The 22,838-nt window shown below is 58.1% G+C and carries 21 protein-coding genes and 3 tRNA genes; 7 read left to right on the forward strand and 17 right to left on the reverse strand.

Going from position 1 to position 22,838, the window contains the following annotated elements; translation table 11 throughout:
• From tuf to ACUNV4_RS14190, 8 genes are all read right to left on the reverse strand, one after another.
• The coding region (tuf, locus tag ACUNV4_RS14155) for an elongation factor Tu (protein ID WP_430879226.1) at positions 1-908 on the reverse strand (908 nt) is incomplete at its 3' end.
• A gap of 138 nt (positions 909-1,046) precedes the next feature.
• Positions 1,047-1,122: transfer RNA gene (locus tag ACUNV4_RS14160), tRNA-Thr, on the reverse strand.
• A gap of 102 nt (positions 1,123-1,224) precedes the next feature.
• Positions 1,225-1,298, reverse strand: a tRNA-Gly gene (locus tag ACUNV4_RS14165).
• Positions 1,299-1,380: 82 nt separating this feature from the next.
• Positions 1,381-1,465, reverse strand: a tRNA-Tyr gene (locus ACUNV4_RS14170).
• A 145-nt stretch (positions 1,466-1,610) separates the two neighbouring features.
• Positions 1,611-2,414 (reverse strand): amino acid ABC transporter ATP-binding protein, encoded by an 804-nt coding sequence (locus tag ACUNV4_RS14175; protein ID WP_430879227.1) that lies wholly within the window; start codon positions 2,412-2,414, stop codon positions 1,611-1,613.
• On the reverse strand, positions 2,411-3,553 hold the full coding sequence (locus ACUNV4_RS14180; RefSeq protein WP_430879228.1) for an amino acid ABC transporter permease: 1,143 nt from the start codon (positions 3,551-3,553) through the stop codon (positions 2,411-2,413). The genes ACUNV4_RS14175 and ACUNV4_RS14180 overlap by 4 nt, the downstream gene beginning before the upstream one ends.
• Before the next feature lie 3 nt (positions 3,554-3,556).
• Positions 3,557-4,759: an amino acid ABC transporter permease gene (locus tag ACUNV4_RS14185; RefSeq protein ID WP_430879229.1), complete on the reverse strand. Its 1,203-nt coding sequence runs from the start codon at positions 4,757-4,759 to the stop codon at positions 3,557-3,559.
• Positions 4,760-4,859: 100 nt separating this feature from the next.
• The gene (locus tag ACUNV4_RS14190; protein ID WP_430879230.1) at positions 4,860-5,873 is read right to left on the reverse strand and encodes an amino acid ABC transporter substrate-binding protein; all 1,014 of its coding nucleotides are present in this window, start codon (positions 5,871-5,873) and stop codon (positions 4,860-4,862) included.
• 234 nt (positions 5,874-6,107) lie between these two features.
• Here ACUNV4_RS14190 and ACUNV4_RS14195 point away from each other — a divergent pair, with 234 nt between their 5' ends.
• The 4 genes from ACUNV4_RS14195 to ACUNV4_RS14210 all read left to right on the forward strand — a co-directional run bounded on the left by ACUNV4_RS14195 (position 6,108) and on the right by ACUNV4_RS14210 (position 9,669).
• Complete coding sequence (locus ACUNV4_RS14195; RefSeq protein WP_430879231.1) at positions 6,108-6,431, forward strand: EamA family transporter; 324 nt, start codon at positions 6,108-6,110, stop codon at positions 6,429-6,431.
• Between the two features lie 493 nt (positions 6,432-6,924).
• Positions 6,925-8,211 carry a citrate synthase gene (locus ACUNV4_RS14200; protein ID WP_430879232.1) on the forward strand — a complete coding sequence of 429 codons (1,287 nt, stop codon included), beginning with the start codon at positions 6,925-6,927 and terminating at the stop codon, positions 8,209-8,211.
• Positions 8,201-8,716: a flavin reductase family protein gene (locus ACUNV4_RS14205; protein WP_430879233.1), complete on the forward strand. Its 516-nt coding sequence runs from the start codon at positions 8,201-8,203 to the stop codon at positions 8,714-8,716. The genes ACUNV4_RS14200 and ACUNV4_RS14205 overlap by 11 nt, the downstream gene beginning before the upstream one ends.
• Positions 8,717-8,724: 8 nt before the next feature.
• Positions 8,725-9,669 carry a 2-hydroxyacid dehydrogenase gene (locus ACUNV4_RS14210; RefSeq protein WP_430879234.1) on the forward strand — a complete coding sequence of 315 codons (945 nt, stop codon included), beginning with the start codon at positions 8,725-8,727 and terminating at the stop codon, positions 9,667-9,669.
• Here the strand turns inward: ACUNV4_RS14210 and ACUNV4_RS14215 are convergent.
• On the reverse strand, positions 9,637-10,182 hold the full coding sequence (locus ACUNV4_RS14215; RefSeq protein ID WP_430879235.1) for an LPS-assembly lipoprotein LptE: 546 nt from the start codon (positions 10,180-10,182) through the stop codon (positions 9,637-9,639). The two genes, ACUNV4_RS14210 and ACUNV4_RS14215, sit on opposite strands and share 33 nt — an antisense overlap.
• 20 nt (positions 10,183-10,202) lie before the next feature.
• Complete coding sequence (locus tag ACUNV4_RS14220) at positions 10,203-10,652, reverse strand: DUF302 domain-containing protein (protein ID WP_430879236.1); 450 nt, start codon at positions 10,650-10,652, stop codon at positions 10,203-10,205.
• An 84-nt stretch (positions 10,653-10,736) separates the two neighbouring features.
• Here ACUNV4_RS14220 and ACUNV4_RS14225 point away from each other — a divergent pair, with 84 nt between their 5' ends.
• The 3 genes from ACUNV4_RS14225 to zwf all read left to right on the forward strand — a co-directional run bounded on the left by ACUNV4_RS14225 (position 10,737) and on the right by zwf (position 14,393).
• Positions 10,737-11,270, forward strand: coding sequence for a phospholipase D-like domain-containing protein (locus ACUNV4_RS14225; protein ID WP_430879237.1), 534 nt, complete (start codon positions 10,737-10,739; stop codon positions 11,268-11,270).
• A 12-nt stretch (positions 11,271-11,282) separates the two neighbouring features.
• Positions 11,283-12,860 carry an RNB domain-containing ribonuclease gene (locus ACUNV4_RS14230; protein WP_430879238.1) on the forward strand — a complete coding sequence of 526 codons (1,578 nt, stop codon included), beginning with the start codon at positions 11,283-11,285 and terminating at the stop codon, positions 12,858-12,860.
• An 87-nt stretch (positions 12,861-12,947) separates the two neighbouring features.
• Positions 12,948-14,393: a glucose-6-phosphate dehydrogenase gene (zwf, locus tag ACUNV4_RS14235; RefSeq protein ID WP_430879239.1), complete on the forward strand. Its 1,446-nt coding sequence runs from the start codon at positions 12,948-12,950 to the stop codon at positions 14,391-14,393.
• 101 nt (positions 14,394-14,494) lie between these two features.
• Here zwf and ACUNV4_RS14240 read toward each other — a convergent pair whose 3' ends face one another.
• The 7 genes from ACUNV4_RS14240 to ACUNV4_RS14270 all read right to left on the reverse strand — a co-directional run bounded on the left by ACUNV4_RS14240 (position 14,495) and on the right by ACUNV4_RS14270 (position 22,835).
• The gene (locus tag ACUNV4_RS14240; RefSeq protein ID WP_430879240.1) at positions 14,495-15,439 is read right to left on the reverse strand and encodes a DMT family transporter; all 945 of its coding nucleotides are present in this window, start codon (positions 15,437-15,439) and stop codon (positions 14,495-14,497) included.
• A 106-nt stretch (positions 15,440-15,545) separates the two neighbouring features.
• Positions 15,546-18,173 (reverse strand): leucine--tRNA ligase, encoded by a 2,628-nt coding sequence (gene leuS, locus ACUNV4_RS14245; RefSeq protein WP_430879241.1) that lies wholly within the window; start codon positions 18,171-18,173, stop codon positions 15,546-15,548.
• Positions 18,174-18,310: 137 nt separating this feature from the next.
• Complete coding sequence (locus tag ACUNV4_RS14250) at positions 18,311-19,009, reverse strand: 4'-phosphopantetheinyl transferase family protein (protein WP_430879242.1); 699 nt, start codon at positions 19,007-19,009, stop codon at positions 18,311-18,313.
• The gene (locus ACUNV4_RS14255; protein ID WP_430879243.1) at positions 19,006-19,767 is read right to left on the reverse strand and encodes a phytanoyl-CoA dioxygenase family protein; all 762 of its coding nucleotides are present in this window, start codon (positions 19,765-19,767) and stop codon (positions 19,006-19,008) included. Before ACUNV4_RS14255 ends, ACUNV4_RS14250 begins: the two co-directional genes overlap by 4 nt.
• Positions 19,768-20,021: 254 nt before the next feature.
• Entirely contained in the window at positions 20,022-21,197 is a 1,176-nt protein-coding gene (locus ACUNV4_RS14260; RefSeq protein WP_430879244.1) for a UxaA family hydrolase, read from the reverse strand.
• Entirely contained in the window at positions 21,178-21,450 is a 273-nt protein-coding gene (locus tag ACUNV4_RS14265) for a UxaA family hydrolase (protein ID WP_430879245.1), read from the reverse strand. Before ACUNV4_RS14265 ends, ACUNV4_RS14260 begins: the two co-directional genes overlap by 20 nt.
• Positions 21,447-22,835 carry an aldehyde dehydrogenase family protein gene (locus ACUNV4_RS14270; RefSeq protein ID WP_430879246.1) on the reverse strand — a complete coding sequence of 463 codons (1,389 nt, stop codon included), beginning with the start codon at positions 22,833-22,835 and terminating at the stop codon, positions 21,447-21,449. Before ACUNV4_RS14270 ends, ACUNV4_RS14265 begins: the two co-directional genes overlap by 4 nt.
• Positions 22,836-22,838: the final 3 nt, after the last annotated feature.

Genomic DNA, 22,838 nt, shown 5'->3' on the forward strand with positions numbered 1-22,838 from the left:
GGTGTGATCGAACCGGGCTTGCACAGTACCTGACCGCGCTCGATATCGTCGCGCTTGGTACCACGCAGCAGAATACCGACGTTATCGCCTGCTTCACCCTGATCCAGCAGCTTGCGGAACATCTCGACACCGGTAACGGTGGTCTTGGTGGTGTCACGGATACCGACGATCTCGATTTCCTCACCCACCTTGATGATGCCGCGCTCGACTCGACCGGTGGCTACCGTTCCACGACCAGAGATCGAGAACACGTCTTCCACTGGCATCAGAAACGGCTGATCAACCGGACGCTCTGGCATTGGAATGTAGGTATCCAGCGCTTCGATCAGCTTGTCGATGGACGGACGACCGATGTCGGACGTATCGCCTTCGATGGCCTTCAGGGCAGAACCGGTGATGATCGGCGTGTCGTCGCCAGGGAAATCGTAGCTGTCCAGCAGCTCACGCACTTCCATTTCAACCAGTTCCAGCAGCTCGGCATCATCAACCATGTCAGCCTTGTTCAAGTAGACAACGATGTAAGGGACACCCACCTGGCGTGCCAGCAGGATGTGCTCGCGAGTCTGAGGCATCGGGCCATCAGCAGCTGAACAGACCAGAATGGCACCGTCCATCTGCGCCGCACCGGTGATCATGTTCTTGACATAATCAGCGTGGCCGGGGCAATCAACGTGCGCGTAGTGACGTGAGTCGGACTCGTACTCGACGTGGGCTGTCGCGATCGTGATACCACGGGCCTTCTCTTCCGGCGCGTTGTCGATCTGGTCGTATGCACGAGCCGCCCCACCGAACTTCTCTGCCTGGCAGATAGTCAGCGCTGCGGTCAATGTGGTCTTGCCGTGGTCGACGTGGCCAATGGTGCCTACGTTGACATGCGGCTTGTTACGTTCGAATTTTTCCTTGGACATCAGGCGCTGCCTCTACCGGATTGTTGTGTTCTGTCGTCGACTTGGAAAATTCTGCCGCGCGACGCCGCGGTTACCGTAATATTCTGACTGGAAGCCAGCAACTGCGCGCAAGCACCGCTACCAGACAGCCAGGACAAATGGAGCTCATAACCGGAATTGAACCGGTGACCTCTTCCTTACCAAGGAAGTGCTCTACCGACTGAGCTATATGAGCGCTGATTCATCACTTGCAATAGCAGAAGTTGCCGCAAACCGCACAGGAACAACAGCTGATCCGAATCGTCCTGGAAATCCGCACCAGATACCGAATCGGAAATGGAGCGGGTGAAGGGATTCGAACCCTCGTCATCAGCTTGGAAGGCTGAGGTTCTACCATTGAACTACACCCGCACGCTTGAACTGACTGACCTGCTATTACTGACTGTGCTACATACTTGCTGATTTCAATGAACTCATTACCACTTGCCGCGAATGGTGGAGGGAGGAGGATTCGAACCTCCGAAGGCTGAGCCAGCAGATTTACAGTCTGCCCCCTTTGACCGCTCGGGAATCCCTCCATCGGGCAAGCCGATAATTATGAAACCTGAATACGTAGATGTCAACAACTATACGGATATTTTTACTTCACCCGGCTTCCGGGACTCCGACTGCCCTCAGGCAGCACAGTCTCGAAAACCGAGTGCCGTATTGTACATGCTTTTTTCAGTGAGCAAGTATCTGGCTGAGAAATAATTGCGTACGTTCCGACTGTGGATTGTTGAAAAAAGGCTCCGGTTCGTTTTCCTCGATGATCTGCCCGCCATCCATGAAAATGACACGGTTGGCGACCGTCTTGGCAAAGCCCATTTCATGCGTGACACAGATCATGGTCATGCCCTCATGCGCCAGTTCGATCATGACATCGAGCACTTCCTTGATCATTTCCGGATCCAGTGCCGATGTCGGCTCGTCGAACAGCATGATCTTCGGGTTCATGCACAAGGACCGGGCTATCGCGACACGCTGCTGCTGACCACCGGAGAGCTGCCCCGGAAACTTGTTGGCCTGCTCGGGAATGCGGACACGCTCGAGATACTTCATGGCAATCTGCTCCGCCTCCTTGCGTGGCATCTTCTTGACCCAGATAGGCGCCAGGGTGCAGTTCTGCAATACCGTGAGGTGAGGAAACAGATTGAAATGCTGGAACACCATACCCACTTCGCGCCTGATGGCATCGATATTCTTGAGATCATTGTTCAATTCGATGCCATCGACATTGATCGACCCCTGCTGATGCTCTTCCAGGCGATTGATACACCTGATCAGCGTGGACTTGCCGGAGCCTGACGGCCCGCAGATGACGATCCTCTCGCCTCGCCTGACCGTCAGATTGATGTCCTTGAGTACATGAAACTGACCGTACCACTTGTTCATGTCGGTGATGCTGATCACCGCCTCGTCACCCACCTGCATGGCCGACGGATTTCCCGCTACCGTTTCAGGGCTGTTCTGATCACCTTGCGTCATCGCTTGTGTCCTGTGTGCAGTTTATCTTCGATATACCGGCTGTAACGGGCCATGCTGTAGCAGCAGATCCAGAAAACGATGGCGACGAACGCATAACCGGTGTAGGGAACGGATCGGATCGACCAGTTGGGATCCGCAATGGATGCCTGGACAACGCCGAGCAGGTCGAACAAGGCAATGATCAATACCAGCGTCGTATCCTTGAACAGGCCGATGAAGGTATTGACGATGCCGGGTATGACGATCTTCAGGGCCTGCGGCAGGATGATCAATCGCATCATCTTGCCAAACGGTAGCCCCAGAGCCATGGCCCCTTCATATTGTCCCTTCGGAATGGCCTGCAGACCGCCCCGCACCACCTCCGCCATGTAGGCCGATGAAAACAGAGCCACCCCGATAACCGCACGTAGCAGTTGGTCGAAGGTCACCCCGGCTGGCAGGAACAGGGGGAACATGATGGTCGCCATGAACAGCACGGCCACCAGCGGAATTCCGCGCCAGAATTCGATGAATACGGTACTCAGCAGACTGATGATGGGCATTTTCGAACGCCGCCCCAGAGCCAGCAGTACACCCAGTGGCAAGGAGGCCACGATGCCGCTCAGCGCTATGACCAGCGTCAGCGTGAATCCACCCCACTGGGACGTTTCGACAATGGGCAGCCCCAGGGTCTCGCTGCCGTACAGCATGAAAAAGGCAAAAACCGGGTAGACGAACAGCATGAGTATTGCTGCCAGACCACGCCCCGGCAACCGTTCGATGGCCAGCCAGGCAATACCGACAGCGAGAATGATCAGCAGGATGTTGATTCGCCAGCGTTCGGAATGTTCATAGAAGCCGTACAGAAACTGCTCCCAGCGAGAGCTGACGAATGGCCAACAGGCACCGTCCGGATTGGCCTGACAGGCTTCTGCCCCGCCTGTCCAGTTGGCATCGAACACCAGCCAGGACAGTGTTCCGGGCACGATGTACAGCACCAGTGCAAGTGCGATCAGAGACAGGATCGAATTGAATGGACCGTTGAACAGATTGTCTCTCATCCAGGCGACAGCACCTTCCGTTGCCATCGGCGCCGGCTGATCTGGCAGGTCGCCAGCATGCACCACGCCCCGCGGACTCATATTGTCATTGATAGCCATGACTTACCGCTCCACCAGCTTGATGCGTGAGTTGTACCAGTTCATGAACGCCGAGGTCAGCAGACTCAATGTCAGATAGACAGCAAGAGTCATGGCCATGATCTCCACCGCCTGCCCCGTCTGGTTCAGCGTCGTACCGGCAAATACCGAAAACAGATCCGGGTAGGCTATGGCCGTCGCCAGACTGGAGTTCTTGGTGAGGTTGAGAAACTGACTGGTCAAGGGCGGCACGATGACCCGCAAGGCCTGTGGTACCACGACCAGACGCATGCGATGTGTCGGCTTGATGCCCAGTGCCGAGGCCGCCTCGGTCTGCCCATGACTCACCGACTGGATGCCGGCGCGCACGATTTCAGCGATGAACGCAGCCGTATAGATGACCAGCGCCAGCAACAAGGCCACGAACTCCGGTATCACGGTGACACCCCCTCGTAGCGCAAAGCGCGACATTTCGGCCGGCACGAAGTCCAATGGCCGCCCCATGACGAAATACGTGATCAACGGCGCACCGACGATGAGCCCCAGACTGACCATGAAACTCGGAAACTGCTCTCCGGTCTGCATCTGCCTGGCCGTTGCCCACTTGCTGATCAGCCAACTGATCACGATGGCCGCGAAGAAGGCATACCAGACGTACTGAAAACCATCCTGCCCCACCGGCTCGGCAAAGATCAGCCCGCGATTGTTGATCGAGAAGAAGACCGATTCACCAGCCTCGTGAAGCTCTCTGGGCCCTGGCAGTGGCTTCAGTACGGCGCTGTACCAGAACAGGATCTGCAGCAGCAAGGGCACATTGCGGAAAAGTTCGATATAGAACGTTGCTATTTTCTGTACCAGCCAGTTGCTCGACAACCGCGCAATGCCCACGATGAAGCCCAGCAGCAGCGCCAGTACACAGCCGACAAAGGCAATGATGATGGTATTGACCAGCCCCACCAGGAAGACGGTGAAGTAGCTGGAATCTTCGCTGTAGGGCACGAATGGGGTGGAGATGATGCCAAAACCGGCGGACGACGTCAGGAAACCGAAGCCGGAAGCCAGGCCCCTTGACTCCATATTGGTCGCGGTGTTGTTGATTATCGAATAGAGCAGCCAGGCAATGAATGCCAGAACCAGCGCCTGATAGACGATTGCCCTTTTCTCGGGATCTCGCCAGAAGGACGGTGCCGGCGCCGCCAGAGCACTGTTATCGGAATTTTTCGCCATACATTGACCCCATGAATTGCAGAAGGGGCCGCGTTCTGCCCGGAATTCTCCGGACCGAGCTGCGGCCCCTCACGTTCAACTACCGTTTGCGAACTATCGCTTATCGCTGCGGTGCGGCGTAGAGCAATCCACCTTGTGACCAAAGCGCGTTGACACCACGCTCAAGCTTCAGAGGGGTATCCGGACCGACATTGCGGTCGTAGCTTTCACCATAGTTGCCCACTGCTGCCACGACATTGGCACAGAAGGCATTGTCCAGACCGATCTTGGCACCCAGGTCACCATCGGTGCCCAGAATTCGCTTGATGTTCGGATCGGTGGACGTTGCCATGTCTGCCACGTTGTCCATGTTGATACCGGCTTCTTCTGCATTGATCATGCAGTTCAGAGTCCAGCGACCCACATCGGCCCACTGGCTGTCACCGTGACGTACGAGAGGTCCCAGAGGCTCCTTGGAGATGATTTCAGGCAGAACGACATGCTCATCCGGCTTGGACAGCTTGGTACGCTGCGCGGCCAGACCTGAGCGGTCGGTTGTATAGACGTCACAACGACCGGCGTCATAGGCGGCAACCACTTCGTCTGCCTTCTCGAACGCCACAACGGTGTAGTTGAGTCCGTTTGCACGGAAGTAGTCAGCCACGTTGAGCTCGGTTGTGGTGCCCGTGTTGGTGCAGACAGCTGCTCCGTCCAGCTCTGTTGCGCTGCTGACGCCCAGATTGGTCGGCACCATGAAACCCTGACCATCGTAGTAGTTGACACCGATGAACTCACCGAAGTCGCTGTCGCGGCTCATGGTCCAGGTGGTGTTACGTGCCAGCACGTCAATTTCGCCGGAAGTCAGTGCAGTAAAACGGACCTTGGCAGACAATGGGGTGTATTTGACGGCATCGGCATCATTGAAGATCGCAGCAGCCATGGCGCGACAGAAGTCGACGTCAAGACCTGTCCAGTTACCTTGGTCATCAGGATTCGAGAATCCCGGGAGCCCTTGGGACACACCACATTGCACGAACCCCTTGCTCTTGACAGCGTCAAGTGTTTCATCAGCGTGCGCCAAACCGGCCGATGCTGCCAGAGCGACTGAAAGCGCTATCGTCTTTACTGGATGCATTAATTGCTCCGAATTAAACAGGTTGAATGGAAATGCGAGAACTCGAGATCCCACACTCAGGTACAGCGTCCATGCCGACTCTAGATAGTGAAACTAAAGTACCACATTACGACAAGGTTACACTCTATGGAACAGGTCTTGATCCGGTTTGGCAATTTGTCACAAATTTTCATGGTTGATTGTGCATATGCTGGCTGAAGTACCTGCTCGGCTTGCGGTCCTGGGTGCAGCATCATGCCGGGGGTGGCAAACCTGCTCGCCGCCACGGCGAGGCGTCAACCGGGCGCTCTCGCCTTCACGTGCCTGCGCATGGTCATGGTCTTCTGTGTCTTGCTCGCTGCACTGATGCACAGCGGCAGCGGAACCTTGGTACCGGCAGACTGGGTGCTGCTGATCCTGTCTGGCATCATCGGCATATTCATCGGCGACACGGCCCTGTTCTTTACCCTCAACAGACTGTGCCCTCGCAGAACCGGAATCCTGTTCTCCTGCGATGCTCCCATGACCGTGTTTCTCGCATGGTGGATACTGGACGAACAATGGCAGCGACCGGCATAGCCGGGCAGCCTGCTGGTCGCCTGCGGTGTGTTCGTTGCCATCATCTTTGGTGCGTATCGGCGGCACCCTGGTCGCCTTCTACCTGATCGTGCTCCATCGCTAGCACACAGCCGGAGGCTTACGCACCCGGACTCATGTTCAAGGCCGACTTTGCCGATACCTTCCGGAACAATGGATGCTTTCGCAGGGCTGCGTTACTGTATCCACGAACAGTTGTGTCGCCTCTGATGCACGCCGTTGCACGGCCAGGCTCCACCGCCGGGCACCGAGCGTCGAGGGCGACTGACAACACGGTGCGAGACAGCCATTCGACCGGCCGAATATGCACTGAAGTGCCAGAAAATGGCTGCGAATACTCTCTGGCTTGAGTATAGTCAGTCCCTTTCGCGCACACCGGTGATAAGGGCGGCGAATGAGCTGACAATAGTTTCTATAATCTTGCGCACGACACTTTGGACGTATAATCAACGTAATATCGTTGGAGAAAAAGCAAATGACTGAACGCACCATAACCATCACGACCGATGACGGACGTGAGTCTGTACTGCCTCGAATCAGCCCGACCCACGGGCCCGATGTGGCCGACGTGCGCAGTCTCTACAAGGACACGGGGCTGTTCACCTACGATCCGGGCTTTGCCACGACAGCCAGTTGCAAGAGTGCCATCACCTTCATCGATGGCGACGAAGGCATTCTGCTGTATCGCGGTTATCCGATCGACCAACTGGCCGAACACAGCACCTATCTGGAAGTGTGTTACCTGCTGATGTACGGCGAATTGCCCAACAAGGAACAGGGCGAATCCTTCAATCACATCATCTCCCAGCACACCATGGTGCACGAGAACATCCGCGATTTCATCGATGGCTTCCGTTACGATGCGCACCCGATGGCCATGCTGGTCGGTACCGTCGGTGCCATGTCCTCGTTCTATCATGACTCCCTGGACATCAACAATCCCGAGCATCGCGAGATATCCGCGCAGCGACTGATTGCCAAGATGCCGACCATCGCATCCTACTGTTACAAGCATCATCGCGGCATGCCGTTCATGTACCCCGACAACAACCTGGGTTACGTGGAAAACTTCACCCGCATGATGTTCGCTGTACCGGCAGAGGATTTCCAGCTGAACCCGGTCGCCGTCAAGGCCATCGAACTGATCATGATCCTGCATGCCGATCATGAACAGAACGCCAGTACATCCACGGTTCGCCTGTCCGGCAGCTCCGGCGCCAATCCGTTCGCCTCCATCGCTTCAGGCGTAGCCTGCCTGTGGGGCCCTGCTCACGGCGGCGCCAATGAGGCGGTCATCAACATGCTTGACCGCATCCTGTACTCGGGCGAGTCCATCGAACAGACCATTGCCCGGGCAAAAGACAAGGATGACCCTTTCCGACTCATGGGTTTCGGCCATCGCGTCTACAAGAACTTCGACCCTCGCGCCAAACTCATCCAGAAGATGTGTCACGAACTGCTGAAGGATCTGGGCGGCGATCAGCCCCTGTTCGAACTGGCCATGGAACTGGAACGCGCCACGCTGGAAGATGATTACTTCATCGAGCGCAAGCTGTACCCGAATGTCGATTTCTACTCGGGCATCATTCTGCGTGCACTGGGCATTCCGATGAACATGTTCACGGTGATGTTTGCCATGTCACGAACCGTTGGCTGGATTTCGCACTGGATGGAAATGCACGAAGATCCGGAGTTCCGTATCGGTCGACCTCGTCAGATCTACACCGGTGCCGCCATGCGCGATTATCCGAGTGGCAGATGATGCGGACAGGCCGAGCATAACAGCCTCGGCTTTCACCTCGGCGCTCTCGCAGGCAGCGAATGGCGTCTCGGTGGTAACCACATCGCACGAAGACATGGAGGCTGGCCTGACGGTCAGCTCCATGTGTTCCGTGTGTGCAGACCCTGCCCTGCTGCTGGTCTGCGTGAATCTGGACAACGAGTTCTGCACACTGGCGGACAAGAGCGGGCGATTTGCCGTCAACATCCTGCCCAGCCATTGCATGGAGCTGGCAATGGTGTTCGCTGGCCTGAGCGAGATACCCGAGCAATCACGGTTCGACACCGGCCACTGGACCTCACTCTCCACGGGTGCTCCCGTGCTGAGCAATGCGCTGGTTGCGCTGGACTGCGAGCTGGATTCCAGCCTCGTCAAGGGCACCCACCGAGTCTTCTTCGGCAAGGTCGTGGATGTTCGAACCACCAGTGGCGAGCCACTGCTGTATACGGATCGTCGATTCGCCGTGGTGGAACCCGTTCCGTTGTAGGGATTCTCATGAATATCCTCTTCTACTGCCAGGGTGATGATGGCCAGGTATTGCAGTCGTTTCGGCAACGGCTGCCGCAGCATCGGTTCATCGACTGGAACAGCGAGCGCCCACTGGCCGAACCGGAGCTGATCACGGCAGCCATCGTCTGGATGCCTCCCGAAGACTTCTTCGACCAACTGGTTGGTCTGAAGCAGATCCACGCCTTTTCTGCCGGTGTCGATCACCTGTTACAGCATCCGGGTCTGCCCGAGGACGTCACCATCATTCGCCTGCAGGATGCCGGAATGGCTCAGCAGATGGCTGAATACGCGTTGTACGGCACTCTCCATTCACAGCGCCAGATGGGTCAGCTGCGCAAGTCGCAACGCCGTCGGCACTGGCAGCGTGAGGTCAAGGCCAGCGCCACCGCGGTTACCCAGGTCGGGATACTGGGTGCCGGTGCGCTCGGTCTGCACGTGGCCAGCAGGCTGTCACTCAATGGCTACCCGGTCCACTGCTGGAGCCGATCTGCCCGCCAGTCACCCGATGATAGAATCCGCATGTTTCACGGTCAGGATGCCCTGTCCGAGTTTCTCGCAGGCTGTCAGGTACTGGTCTGCCTGCTGCCACTGACGGATGCGACTCGCGGCATTCTGAACCAGCAGCTGTTCGAAGGCCTGCCCCAGGGTGCTTTCCTGATCAATCCTGGACGCGGCAATCATCTGGTCGAAAACGACCTGCTGTCAGCCCTGGAGACCGGGCAGCTCAGCGGAGCCTTGCTCGATGTGTTCAGCACGGAACCACTGCCCGAGAATCACCCTTTCTGGGACCACCCCGACATTCTCATCACGCCGCATGTTGCTGCCCAGAGCCTGGAGGACGAATCCGTCAACCAGATAGTTGACGATATCGAGGCAATCGACAGAGGCGACGCTCCTTCATGCGTCGTCTGCCGGCAGAGCGGCTACTGAAGGGGCCAGACTGGCAGTAATTCGGAGAACGATCTGCCGCACAAGCTCCTCTTCCATTTCAGAACGGAGAATGCGTGCTTCGTTTTCCTTGCCGAGTACATTGGTTTCGTCATACGTGTACTCGCGCGTCACTTCCACCCGGTTGAAGGTCTGTCCGGGCTGATAGGCCGGGGCACGACCGTCGATCGACTCGGCGATCAGCATATTGACCGCGTGGCTGAGCTCGAGCTCGCTGACCCGACCGGTACTCTTGACCGACACCACCCGCTCGGACTGCTCTTCGTCGGTCAGGCGCAACAGAATATTGGCATCGTCCCGATTGCTGGCCAGCTCGAAAGCGGCATCCGTCAAGGCCTCTTCAACGGCTTCGGAAATGCTCATGTTGCGCGACGCATCGACATAGATGCTGCCCAGATCCGTCAATCGGGTGACACTGCCTCGCGGATGAAAGCCACAGCTGGCCAGCAGCCATGGCAGCATCAGCAGAGCCATGACCGCGACCCTGTTTCGCATCGATCGAGGCATGCCCGACATCACTCGCTGGTAGCCGCCTTGGCAAAGTTGGCCAGCGCATTGCTGACCGTCTGCAGGATCTCGTCGCAGCCTTCGATACCATGGCGTGCCTGCAACCAGGCAGGGTCATTCCAGCCAAGATGGGTCTGCCCCGCCTCATCCTGCCAGGCCAGCATCTTCTGTGGCAAATCGATGGCCAGCGTCGGTGCGCAATTCATCAGCGGTGTACCCAGCTTCGGATTACCGAAGATCAGCACCTCGGTCGGGCGCAGGGACAGTTCGACTTTTTCGGCATTGGCTGCATGATTCACTCGCTCGAAGATGGTCATGCCCTTGCTCTCCAGAGCCGCAGTCAGCCGGTCGATGGTAGTGGCCACATCGTATGGACTCTCGACGGTTTCGAGACCCTGCTGAGCCAAGGCAGACTGCGCCGTGAATAGTGTGACCAAAGCAAGAATGACAGCACGCATGAACTATTTCCCCTGAGTGGATGGAACAACCACGGTAGTGTACTCCTCGTCAGCAGTTTTTCACGACAGCGCTACACTCTCATCATGCACCGGCTTCTGCTCAACAGAGACATCTATACCGAATTCCTGCAAACGGACCTTCCCAGGGCCAGAAGGTTCCTGTGGATTGTCACGGCCGACATCAAGGATCTGCATGTCGAACACCAGAATCGTTTCAAACCCCTGCTGGAAATCCTCAACGATCTGGTGGAGTCCGGTGTTGCCGTGCGTCTGATCCACGCCAAGGAGCCTGGACCGCGCTTTCGCGAGGACTTCGATCGCTGTGAGGCCTTGATCGACAGTGACCTGTTCGAGCGTATCCTCTGTCCTCGTGTGCATACCAAGGCCATCGTCATCGATGGGGTACGGGCCTTTGTCGGATCTGCCAATCTGACGGGCGCAGGAATGGGTTCGAAGCACGCCGACAAACGCAATTTCGAAGCCGGATTCGTTTTCGATGATCAGGAACAGCTGGAGCAGCTCATGGACTGGATAGACGAACTCTATCTGGGAGAATACTGCCATGATTGCAAACGCCGGGAGCATTGCCCGGATCCGATCATCGAACTGCACCGCTGACTGAGACACGCCATGAAACAGGACGCCTCACAGACCCCTTCCAGCCCGGTCAATATCGTTGCTGACGCGCTGCAATCCCTGAAGATGGAAACGGTCCACAGCCAGGCCAGCATGGTCGAGACGCGGCACTGGCTGAACAACCCGGGGCTGACCGATCCATCGCTGGTAGATCTCACTCATCTGCCCTTCGTCACCATCGACAATCCCGATTCTCGCGATCTCGATCAGGCACTGCTGATCGAACGCCACGACGACAGGACCTACCGGGTGCGCTATGCGCTGGCGGATGCGGCCTACTATGTGCCGCCTGGATCCGCCCTGTTCGCTTCCGCACTCGCTCGAGGTGCAACCTATTACACACCGATACTCTCAGTCCCCATGCTGCCCACCGAACTGTCGGAAGGACTGGTGTCATTGAATCCACAGGTCGATCGCCGCGCACTCGTGTTCGACATGATCGTCGACGATCAGGCTGTCGTCAGCCGAACCTGCGTCGAGCGGGCACGAATTCACAGTCAGGCAAAACTCGACTATGCCGGTGTGCAAGCCTGGCTGGACAGTGACCCACAGCCACAGCGCCCCTATGATGAATCGCTGCTGCTGTTGCGCGAACTGGGCAATCTGCTGATCCAGGCCGCTGGCCGGCGCGGCGTGGTTCGCTTCGATCGCACCGAGACCCGGATCAGTGTTGAAGGACAACCTCCCCGATTCACAGCGTCCAGACGCAAGCGCTACGCCACCGAACGCTACAACGAGCAGCTGAGCCTCATGTGCAACATGCAGGGAGCCGAGATGATGCTGGCGCTGTCCGGTGTCAGCGATGCGGTGCAGGCCGTATTCCGGGTTCACGAAGCCCCCTTGCGCAAGAGTCTGGGGGAACTGCGCGACACACTGGCGCAGTTTGCCGAACGGCAGCCCGAGCCGGCACTCTGGCGCTGGCAAAAGGGACAGTCACTGGCGGATTATGTCGACAAACTACCGCAGGCAGCGCGTTATCGTGGCCAGGTGCTATCCATTCAACGTCAGATCATGCAGGCGCAACGCGCATCCAGTTTCACGCCCGACGCCGGCGAGCATCATGCCCTCAAGGCCGCCAGCTATGCCCGCTTTTCATCGCCGATGCGGGAAGTTGTCGGTATCTTCACTCACAAGGAATTGCTGGAAGCCCTGGGCGGGCACAGTTACGACAAGGATGTCGATACCGATCTTCGAGATGCCGTGATCGAGTCGGCCAACCATTCCCGCCAGGTCCAGCGCAAACTGGAAAAGACAATCGAATTCGCCACATTGTTCAGCGTCTTCTCGAATGAACTGACACTGGCCGAACCGCCGGAACACGCCGGCACGATCATGGGTCTGCGTGGAGACCGACTCTACGTCAGCCTCGAGGATCTGGCCATGGATGTAAAGGTGTACCGCGAGGATATCGAACAACAGTTCGGTACCGATTACGAGATGGGAGACATCGCTGCGACCCCGTCGAATCGGCAATGCCCCGAGTGGGTGTTGGGCGATGCCGTGCAACTGCGTGTCAGATCCTATGATGAAGGACGAAAACGCTTTCGTTTCACGCTGGCTGGACACGACTGAGTTACCTTCATCCCGACAGGGCAGCCTGCGGCTCTGTCCACCGCTTACACTACACACTGAAACTCTGCCACCGAGAACCCAGACAACATGGCTAAAGTGACTCCGGGCGTAGGCCCCGAATACCCACAGGTCGTCGTGCTCTTCGGCGCCACGGGCGATCTGGCGAAGCGCAAGCTGATACCCGGCATGTTTCACCTGTCCAGCGCCGGCTTCATTCCCGACTGCAAGATCATTGGCGTGTCACTCGAGGAACTCAGTGATGAAGAGTTCCAGACGGTGTGCCGGGCATCACTGGATGAATTCTCCAGTCGCGCCATCAGTGATGCGGACTGGCAGGCCTACCGTGACCGTCTGTCCTACGTCCCGCTGTCGGCGGGAGCCGCTGCACTGGGACAGGCTGTTCTGGCAGCCGAAGCCAGCATCGGCACGGAATGCCGCAGGTTGCATTACCTGTCCGTACCACCCAAGGCCGCGCTGTCGGTCATCAACACTCTGGGCGAGGCAAAGCTGATCGAACGGGCTCGCATCGTCATGGAAAAACCGTTCGGGGTCGACCTGGAGTCGGCGGTACGACTCAACAGTGAAGTGCACAAGGTCTTCGATGAACAGCAGGTCTTTCGCATCGATCACTTTCTGGGCAAGGAACCCGCCCAGAACATTCTGGCCTTTCGTTTCGCCAATGGTCTGTTCGAGCCCATCTGGAATCGCAATTTCATCGACCATATACAGATCGACGTGCCGGAAACACTGGGGCTGGAGAACCGCGCGGGTTTCTACGAAACCACCGGTGCCTTTCGCGACATGGTCGTCACTCACCTCTTCCAGATCCTGGCTTTCGTGGCAATGGAACCTCCGGTCGCCCTGGAGCCGGCGTCCATCAGTGAGGAGAAGAACAAGGTTTTCCGCAGCATGATGCCCATTCTGCCGCGGCATGCCGTGCGCGGTCAGTTCAACGGCTATCGGGAAATGGAAGGCGTCAACCCGGACTCGGAAACGGAGACCTTCATTGCCCTGAAATGCTCGATAGACAACTGGCGATGGGCAGGCGTACCGTTCTATCTGCGCACCGGCAAGCGCCTGGCAGAGGGCCAGCGCATCATCTCCATCGCCTTTCAGGAACCCCCCAAGAGCATGTTTCCGCGCGATTCCGGTGTCGGCCTGCATGGGCCTGACCACCTGACATTCGACCTGTCGGACTCCTCACGCACCTCATTGAGCTTCTACGGAAAACGCCCGGGGCCCGGCATGAAACTGGACAAGCACAGCCTGCAATTTGCCATGGACGAGACCAAACAGGTCGGTGAAGTGCTCGAAGCCTATGAACGGCTCATCCTGGATGCCATGCGTGGAGACCACACGCTGTTCACCACCTCGCGAGGTATCGAACGCCTGTGGGAAGTGTCGTCACCGTTGCTCGACAATCCGCCTCCGGTAGCCCGTTACTCTCCGGGTTCCTGGGGACCGAATGCCATCCACCAGCTCATCGGACCTCGCGCCTGGCGCCTGCCGTTCGAACGCAACTGGCGCAGCTGAGCACAGCGTCAGCAGACTCTGGCAGCCACGCGGCTGCCAGCGTTTTTCGCTTCTGCATGGCGCCGATTGCTCCGGTCACGACGGATGGTTTCCGCAAGGATTCAGGGTCCGGCGTCAATGACCTCGGGCTTCGGCTTGACTGCCGCTTTTTCGGCAAGCGCAATTCCGGCCAGAACCAGCAGCAGCCCCGCCAGATGAAACCAGCGAAATTGCTCGCCCAGAATCAGCACGGCCAGTAGCGAACCGAAGATCGGCACCAGATTCACGAACAGCCCGGCACGATTGCTGCCGATGAGCTCGACCCCACGCGCGAAGGCCAGCTGACTGACCACGGTCGGAAAGATGATGACATACAGCAACACCAGCCAGCCGCGCCAGCCCGGCATGCTGAAGCCACTGCCAGCCAGCTCCCAGCCGGCAAACGGAATGGTCATGACGAATGCGCTGCTGGCAATGATCCACATGAAGCTCATCCAGTGGATATCCGGCCGCCAGCGCAAGCCGAAGGAATATCCCGCGTAGAAGATGCAGGCCACCAGCATGATGGCATCACCGCGATTGAGCCCTTCGGTGAGAAAACGCCCGGGTTCACCCGCGGTTGCTGTCAGCAGCACGCCGAACAGAGTCAGCAGCAGGCCGACGATCTGCAGCCACCTGACGCGCTGTGACAGGAAAACGAAGTTGGCCAGCATGATGAGCATCGGCAAGGCCGCCTGCTCGATGCTCACATTGATTGCCGTGGTGTAGTTCAGTGCCAGATACATCAACAGATTGAACATCGCCATGCCGAAAGCACCCAGCGAGATCAGTAGCCACAACCGCGGACGAATTCTGGGCCAGTCACGTTTCAAGGGACCATAGGCGAACGGCAGCAGATACAGGGATGCACACAGCCAGCGCAGACTGGTCACGGTGAAGGGCTGCCAGTCTGCGGTGGCCAGACGTCCGGCGACCGCGTTGCCACCCCACAGCAGCGGAGCGATGATCAGCAGCAGATAGGCGTTGCCGATCGTGCCTTCGAAGGCTCGCCTGACCAGTGCTGTCACGAGACTGCTTCCGGTTCAGGCGAGCACCGTATCGGCCAGAATCTGACAGACGGGATCTGAATTCTATCGCGAACCGGACACATCACCGCATTGACTCCAGTCAGGCTCAGTTGGCGACGATATTGACCAGACGCCCCGGTACCACGATCACCTTGCGAACGGTCAGGCCATCGATATGTCGCTGCACCCCGGCATCGGCCCTGGCGGCAGCTTCACAGTCCTCCTTGCTGGCATCGGCTGACACCGTGATCGAGGAACGACGCTTGCCATTGACCTGCACCACCAGCTCGAGCTCGTCCCGGGTCAGCGCGGCTTCATCGCATTCCGGCCAGGCCTCGTTGACCAGGGCTGTACTGTATCCCAGGTGCTGCCACAGTTCGTGGGTGATGTGCGGTACGAAAGGACTGAGCAGGCGTATCAGCGCACTACAGGCTTCGAAGACAACTGCCTTGCCCGCTTCACTGTGATCATCGAAACGTGTCACGTCATTGAACAGTTCCATCATGGAGGCGATGGCCGTGTTGAAGGTCATTCGCCGTTCGATATCGTCGGTAACCTTGGCGATGGTTTCGTGGGTCTTGCGACGCAGGGCCTTCTGATCCGCATTCAGCGCATCGGCATTCAGCTCGGCCGCGGAGAACGAGTCATCCAGCGCACCGATTTCCCGCCAGACACGCTTCAGAAAACGATGCATGCCTTCCACACCACCCTCTTTCCACTCCAGCGACTGGTGTGGCGGTGTATCGCTCATGGAGAACAGGCGCATGGTGTCCGCGCCATAGCGATCGATCATTTCCAGCGGATCGACCCCATTGTTCTTCGACTTGGACATCTTCTCGATACGCCCGACCGTGACCGGCTGGCCGTCGGCCTTCAGTACGGCACTGGCAATACGCCCCTTGTCGTCATACTCGATGTCCAGCTCCTTGCGGTTGTAGTATTCCGCCTTGCCGCTGTCTGCCGTCCGGTAGAAGGATTCGGCCACAACCATGCCCTGGGTCAGCAGTCGGGTGAAGGGCTCATCGGAGACAACCAGGCCTGCATCGCGCATCAGCTTGTGGAAAAAGCGCGCATACAGCAGATGCAGCACCGCATGCTCGACGCCGCCGATGTACTGGTCCACCGGCAGCCAGTAATTGGCACGTTCGTCCAGCATGCTGTCGGCACCGGGTGAACAGAAGCGCGCGTAGTACCAGCTGGATTCGAAAAAGGTGTCGAAGGTATCGGTTTCCCGGCGTCCGGGTTTGTCGGTGCCGGGTACTGTGGTGTTGATGAAATCCGGATCTTCCTTTATGGGTGATTTCACACCGGAAAAGGCGACATCCTCCGGCAAGCGGACCGGCAGGTCCTCTTCGGGCACGACATGCACATTGCCTTCCTCGTCATAGATGATCGGAATCGGGCAACCCCAGTAGCGCTGGCGCGAAACGCCCCAGTCACGCAGCCGGTAATTGACCTTGCGCTCCCCCCTGGCCACCTGCACCAGATGATCGGCCGTGGCTGCAAACGCCGCCTCATGATCCAGGCCATCGAAATCGCCGGAATTGATGGTGATGGTGTTTTCCTTGTCTGTGAAGGCCGCTTCGCTGACGTCAACGGGATTGTCTACCGACTGCACCACCTGCTTGATCGGCAGACCATACTTGCTGGCAAAATCCCAGTCGCGCTGATCGTGTCCGGGAACCGACATGACCGCCCCGGTACCGTAGGTCATCAGGACGAAGTTGGCGACATAGACCGGTACACGCTCGCCGGATACCGGGTTGATTGCTTCGAGTCCCAGCGGCACACCACGCTTCTCCATGGTTTCCATGGCGGCTTCGGACGTTCCGGTACTGGTACATTCAGCTATGAAATCTGCCACTTCCGAATTACGCCTGGCCATGGCACGCGCCACCGGGTGCTCGGCGGCAACCGCCATGTAAGTCACGCCGGCAACCGTATCAGGCCGCGTGGTGTAGACACGGATGGCGTCGGCCATGCCGTCTCCGGTGATATCCAGTGGCTTGTCGCCTCTGCCTGCCAGCGAAAACTCGAACTCCACCCCTTCGGAGCGGCCGATCCAGTTCTTCTGTTGCGCCCGCACTGCCTCCGGCCAGCCTTCCAGCTTGTCGGTCTCCTCCAGCAGCTCTTCGGCGTACTGCGTGATCTTCAGGAACCACTGAGGAATCTCCCGACGCTCCACCTTGGCCCCTGATCGCCAGCCACGCCCATCGGCATCCACCTGTTCATTGGCCAGCACGGTGCCTTCCACCGGGTCCCAGTTGACCACGGCCATTTTCTTGTAGGCCAGACCCTTCTTCACCAACTGGGTGAAGAACCACTGCTCCCACCGATAGTACTCCGGTGTGCAGGTTGCCAGCTCTCGAGACCAGTCATAGGCAATACCCAGCTTCTGCAGCTGTTCACGCATTTCCTCGATATTCGAGTAGGTCCATTTGGCCGGCGCCGTGTTGTTCTTGATTGCCGCATTCTCCGCCGGCAGACCGAAGGCATCCCAGCCCATGGGTTGCAGCACGTTGAATCCCTGCATGCGCTTGTAGCGCGAAACGACATCGCCAATGGTGTAGTTTCTGACATGCCCCATGTGCAGGCTGCCACTGGGATAGGGAAACATGCACAGACAATAGTATTTGGGCCTTTTCGGGTCCTCGGTGACTTTGAACGCGTCGTTGGAGGTCCAGACGGCCTGCACTTCGGATTCCGTGCGGCGAAAGTCGTATTGGTCCTGCATGAGATGTCTTCGGTGGATTGCCAGAGAATAGGGGGAAAGATTGTCCGGACACGACCGGACTCCCTAATATACAGCAGCGACCGCGGCTTGCCACCCGCCCCGTTGCACAGGAGTGATTACCGGCGCCCGGCCTCCAATCAGCCGGTTCGCAGCCAGGCCAGCGTGAAGACATGCCCGGGTGTCACGGCCATCCGCAGATTCAGTGCAGACGGCTCGAAGAGGTTCGCCAGATCGTCGCTCTGCAGGCTGACCCGGGGTCTGCCGGACACGATATCGCTGATTTCCACCTCGGCGAATTCGATGAAACGTCCACACACGGGTCGCAGACACTTGTAGAGACTCTCCTTCAGACTGAACAATGCCGTGGCTTGCCAATCCTCACTGCCTGCCTGAGCAAGCTCCGCCCGTTCCCCGGCAGTGGCGACCAGCTTCAGAACGCCGGCACCGAGCTCCTGAATGCGCTCCAGGTCGACCCCCAGACTCAGCGCGTCGCTCATGTCGCGGATTGCCACGGCTGCCACAGCCCACTCGTTGGTGTGACTGACGCTGCCGATCACGCCTTCGGGCCAGACAACGGCACCGTCGGTGGCTCGCAGCAATGGCACCGCTGGCAGGCCGGCCTCGGCCAGCGCAGCTCTGGCACAGTAGCGACCGCTGGCAAAGGTCCGGCGGCGCAGGGGCGCCGAGGCACTGACCAGATTCCACTCCTCGGGATACAACTCGTCAAGCCCCTGCCCGACCTCGCAGCAAGCCAGATACACATTGGTACCCGCCCATTCCGGGGCGTAGGTCAAGCCGTTGATGGGATTCGGGATGGACTCGCCGATGCCACTCACGACACGGGAATATCTTCGTAGACCGCAGAGCGTGTTTCCGGAATCGGCTGGTTGTCCTCTGCCCGGTAGGTGAACACCAGCGAGCGTTTGATGATATCGGAGTCATTCTGCCCGGCAGCATGCAGTGTCCTTGAATGAAAGAACAGCTGATCGCCGGCTTCAAGCTCCACCGGCACCGCCCGCGCCAGCAACTCCTCGTTATCGGCCAGATCGGTTCGCAGAAACAGCGAGGCATCGAACTGACCCGGTTCGAAGTCCAGTGTGTGAGAGCCGGGTATGACCAGCAATCCGCCATTGCGCGCATTCTCGGGACCCAGAGCCAACCAGGTACTGACCAGTTCGCGCCGGTCAAACCGCCAGTAGCGGATATCCTGATGCCAGCTGGTCACACTACTGAACCCGGGATGCTTGGTCATGACGCAGTTGTGATGATTCTGGGACAGGCGGATGCCTTCGGCGCCCATCAGAGCCTTGAGCATGGCTACCACCTGCGGGTGTCTGCCAACCTGCTGAAAGAGCCTGTCGCGCCCGAAGGCATGCAGCAGTCGTCTTGGTGTATTACCGCCCGGTGCCGTTTTCGACGGCGGTGCGCCCGGGTAATGCACATCGGCCTCGAATTCCACAGGCGCCAGCGCCGGTGACAGTGACTGGTCGATCAGTTCGACCAATGCCGACACCTCATCGCTCGAAAACAGGGAACGCGCCACATAGTACCCGTCGCGCTGGAAGGCCTTGACTGCTTCGCTGATTGCGTCCAACTGCATATACTCCTGAACCGATTGAACCTGAATTCGTGCATCGGACCGACAACGACGGAACGTATTCACCGACCCATGCGATTGAACAGCCCTGCACCCATGGATTCTAAGCGTTGTGAGAGCCGATTGCTGTGACCGAACCTTGCCTGGTGGGGGTTGTTGCGGAACAGAAGCATGGACAACAGGCGATCAATCGTGATTCCGCCTCTCGCCAACGACACTCCACAGGCTGAACCGAGACCGATACTCGGGCCCTACAAAGCGGCGATGGTTCTCGGCACTATCAACTGACCTTCATTCCGCCGTTCAGTTGCAGTCAATTCACCATTGCCGACACGGCAGAGCGTTTCAGAGAGCTGATCTGCAGCCTGTTCAAGCGTGTATCGGCCATCGATCAACCCGGTGACATCCAGATCGATCCCATCCTTCCACATGTCAACCGTGGCCGGATTGCCGCATACCTTCAGCACTGGCATCAACGGCATGCCGGACGGATTGAAAACCCCGATTGCGAACAGACTGATCTGCGCTCCTCCCAGGGCCATTCCACTGAGCGATGTCGGGCTGAAGAACGGCGTGTCCATGAAGAACAGTCCGGCACCTGTGGGCGCTTCTCCAAACGCCAGGCACCCACTGAAGGAACTATTGCCGATCTTGCACAATGCACCCATGGTCTTCTCGGTCAATGTCGTCAGTCCGGCCTCTATATTCTCCTGTGTCGGATTCACACCACGATAGTCTTCGCCGGATTCAAGCATCAGCGCCTCGACTCGCGCCATGCAATGCAAGATCTCATCGGCAACGGCCGCAGTTGTCGATTGATGGCGTACCACCTCCTCACCGCCAAGGAATTCAGCGGTCTCCGACACGATTGCGGTGCCGCCTGCGGCGACAAGCCGATCAACGAAACGACCAATTGCAGGATTGGCACAGACTGACGATGAAGCATCCGAGCCTCCGCATTCCAGAGCCACGGTCAGTTCTGCAGCTTGCATGGGACGGCGCATTGCACCGGCCGTCTGCGCGAGCAAGAGACCAAGCTGTCGCGTCATGGACTGCAATGCCGCATCAAGCCCGTTCTCCGCCATCAGGGCAATCACCGCAACGGGCTTTGACAGGCTCGAGAACCGCTCCAGCAATTCCTCTGCAGCAACACGATCATGGGTCACGATCAGGGCAGCACCTACGTTGGGATGATTGACGATGGCCTCGATCGCACGTTGTTGCAAGCCTGCGTCTGCACCACGAATTCCGCGCTCGAACTGCGGTGTCAGTGCCAACGTACCCGGCACTTTGCTCGCTGCCAGTCGGGTTACCTGATCGGTCAGTGCTACTGTCGAAAAGGCAATGACATGGTTGCGCAGACCCGGCGCCATACCTTCCCGATCCCAGCACATCAGCTCGCCGACGTCAGACAACATTGTGTACATGTACATGTTCTCCCGGATGAATCACATGCGTCGCTGTGCCTATGGTGACCCCGTACTTGACCACAGCAGACCCCACCTCCATGCGGCGCAACGCCACCTTGTGACCAAAGGGGATACCCGCAGCGATGGTCATGCCATCTGCCAATAGAGTGCAGTCCACAACATTGTCCAGTAAGGTGGCCACATTGTCGTCCGGATGAACCTGCAGACTGGTACGGGCCTCGGAACTGGCTGTTACGGTACCAAGGCTCATGCCTGACCTTTCCGGTAAACCGCATGTTCGGTAGTGTAAAACTGGATGGTTGATGGTCCGTTCGAGCCTCCCACTCCCAGGGCACTGTCCTTGATACCGACAAACGGCACATGGTTCTCCGGAAAACTACCCGCATTCACGTGCAGCATGCCGCTTTCACTTTCCGACAGGAACCGCTCTATCACCGGCGCCTGTTCGGAATACAGACAGGATGTCAGACCATAGGCCACATCGTTGGCTATCTGCAATGCCTGATCCAGTGTGTCGAAACTCAATACACTCAGAACCGGACCGAATACCTCTTCCCGGGCAATCTCCATATCCGGCGTGACGCCGGATAGAACAGTCGGCGGGTAGAAGTACCCACCTTGCACCAATTCCAGACGCTGGCCTCCTGCCGCGACGGTCGCACCTGCTTCTCTGGCACGCGACACGAATGCATCCACATCATCGAGCTGGCTCCGGCTGGACAGTGGCCCCATACGGGCACCTTCCACAGTTCCATCTGACGGGATGATGTCAGTTGCCCTGCTGACGAGCCCGTCAACGGTCTGTTTCAGCAAATCGCGATGCACGATGACCCGACTGATCGCCGTACATCGTTGCCCACAGAGTGCAAATGCGGCCGTGAATATCTGATCGAGAGCAACATCCAGTCGTGAGGCATCATTCAGAATGACCGGGTTCTTCCCTCCCAGCTCCAGGCTGACTTCAGCAAGATGCGATACGGCGGCGGCAGCCACCCGTTTACCGACGGCGACGGATCCCGTGAATGTGACGGCATGGACTCCGGGGTGTCCACACAGGCTCTCCCCCATACTGCCGGAGCCGATGACAGCCTGTACCAGCCCCTCAGGAAGTAAATCAGCAGCAATATCTGCCATCAGTTGTACGGCACCCGGTGTCTGCGAGGCGGGCTTGAGCAGGATCGCATTGCCATAGACCAAGGCGGGAATCGATTTTCTGACCGGGGTGCCAAACGGAAAATTCCACGGATTGATACCGACCACCACACCGCGCGGCCTGCGCATTGAATAAGCTGTAACACCCGGCACCTGCGATGGCAGCAACTCTCCGATCGCAGCAGCAGCACGTTGTTGCACCATTCGTCCTTCAGCAATGGATTTGGCTACTTCACCGCGACTTTCAGTCAGGGTCTTGCCCATTTCCAGTGTGATTATCCTGGCAATATCCTCACCGCGCGCTTCGAGCGCATTCAGATATTGATCGATCAGCCTGCCTCGTTCCGGTTGTGGAATTGCCGACCATTGGCGTTGAGCTGACTGTGCCTTGATGACCAGAGCATCGATGTCCGTGGTTCGGGTCTCCGTGTACACGGCAACGACCGAATCAGGGCTGGCAGGATTTCTTGTTTCAATGGACATTGA

Source organism: Granulosicoccus sp. 3-233 (assembly GCF_052681095.1).

Coding starts and splice junctions, on each gene's coding strand:
- ACUNV4_RS14180 (WP_430879228.1), bottom strand. CDS start 3,553: ATGGCTATCAATGACAATATGAGTCCGCGGGGCGTGGTGCATGCTGGC.
- ACUNV4_RS14215 (WP_430879235.1), bottom strand. CDS start 10,182: ATGCGAAACAGGGTCGCGGTCATGGCTCTGCTGATGCTGCCATGGCTG.
- ACUNV4_RS14200 (WP_430879232.1), top strand. CDS start 6,925: ATGACTGAACGCACCATAACCATCACGACCGATGACGGACGTGAGTCT.
- ACUNV4_RS14265 (WP_430879245.1), bottom strand. CDS start 21,450: ATGAGCCTTGGTACCGTAACAGCCAGTTCCGAGGCCCGTACCAGTCTG.
- ACUNV4_RS14195 (WP_430879231.1), top strand. CDS start 6,108: ATGCCGGGGGTGGCAAACCTGCTCGCCGCCACGGCGAGGCGTCAACCG.
- ACUNV4_RS14175 (WP_430879227.1), bottom strand. CDS start 2,414: ATGACGCAAGGTGATCAGAACAGCCCTGAAACGGTAGCGGGAAATCCG.
- leuS (WP_430879241.1), bottom strand. CDS start 18,173: ATGCAGGACCAATACGACTTTCGCCGCACGGAATCCGAAGTGCAGGCC.
- ACUNV4_RS14185 (WP_430879229.1), bottom strand. CDS start 4,759: ATGGCGAAAAATTCCGATAACAGTGCTCTGGCGGCGCCGGCACCGTCC.
- ACUNV4_RS14225 (WP_430879237.1), top strand. CDS start 10,737: ATGCACCGGCTTCTGCTCAACAGAGACATCTATACCGAATTCCTGCAA.
- zwf (WP_430879239.1), top strand. CDS start 12,948: ATGGCTAAAGTGACTCCGGGCGTAGGCCCCGAATACCCACAGGTCGTC.
- ACUNV4_RS14260 (WP_430879244.1), bottom strand. CDS start 21,197: ATGTACACAATGTTGTCTGACGTCGGCGAGCTGATGTGCTGGGATCGG.
- ACUNV4_RS14210 (WP_430879234.1), top strand. CDS start 8,725: ATGAATATCCTCTTCTACTGCCAGGGTGATGATGGCCAGGTATTGCAG.
- ACUNV4_RS14220 (WP_430879236.1), bottom strand. CDS start 10,652: ATGCGTGCTGTCATTCTTGCTTTGGTCACACTATTCACGGCGCAGTCT.
- ACUNV4_RS14270 (WP_430879246.1), bottom strand. CDS start 22,835: ATGTCCATTGAAACAAGAAATCCTGCCAGCCCTGATTCGGTCGTTGCC.
- ACUNV4_RS14230 (WP_430879238.1), top strand. CDS start 11,283: ATGAAACAGGACGCCTCACAGACCCCTTCCAGCCCGGTCAATATCGTT.
- ACUNV4_RS14190 (WP_430879230.1), bottom strand. CDS start 5,873: ATGCATCCAGTAAAGACGATAGCGCTTTCAGTCGCTCTGGCAGCATCG.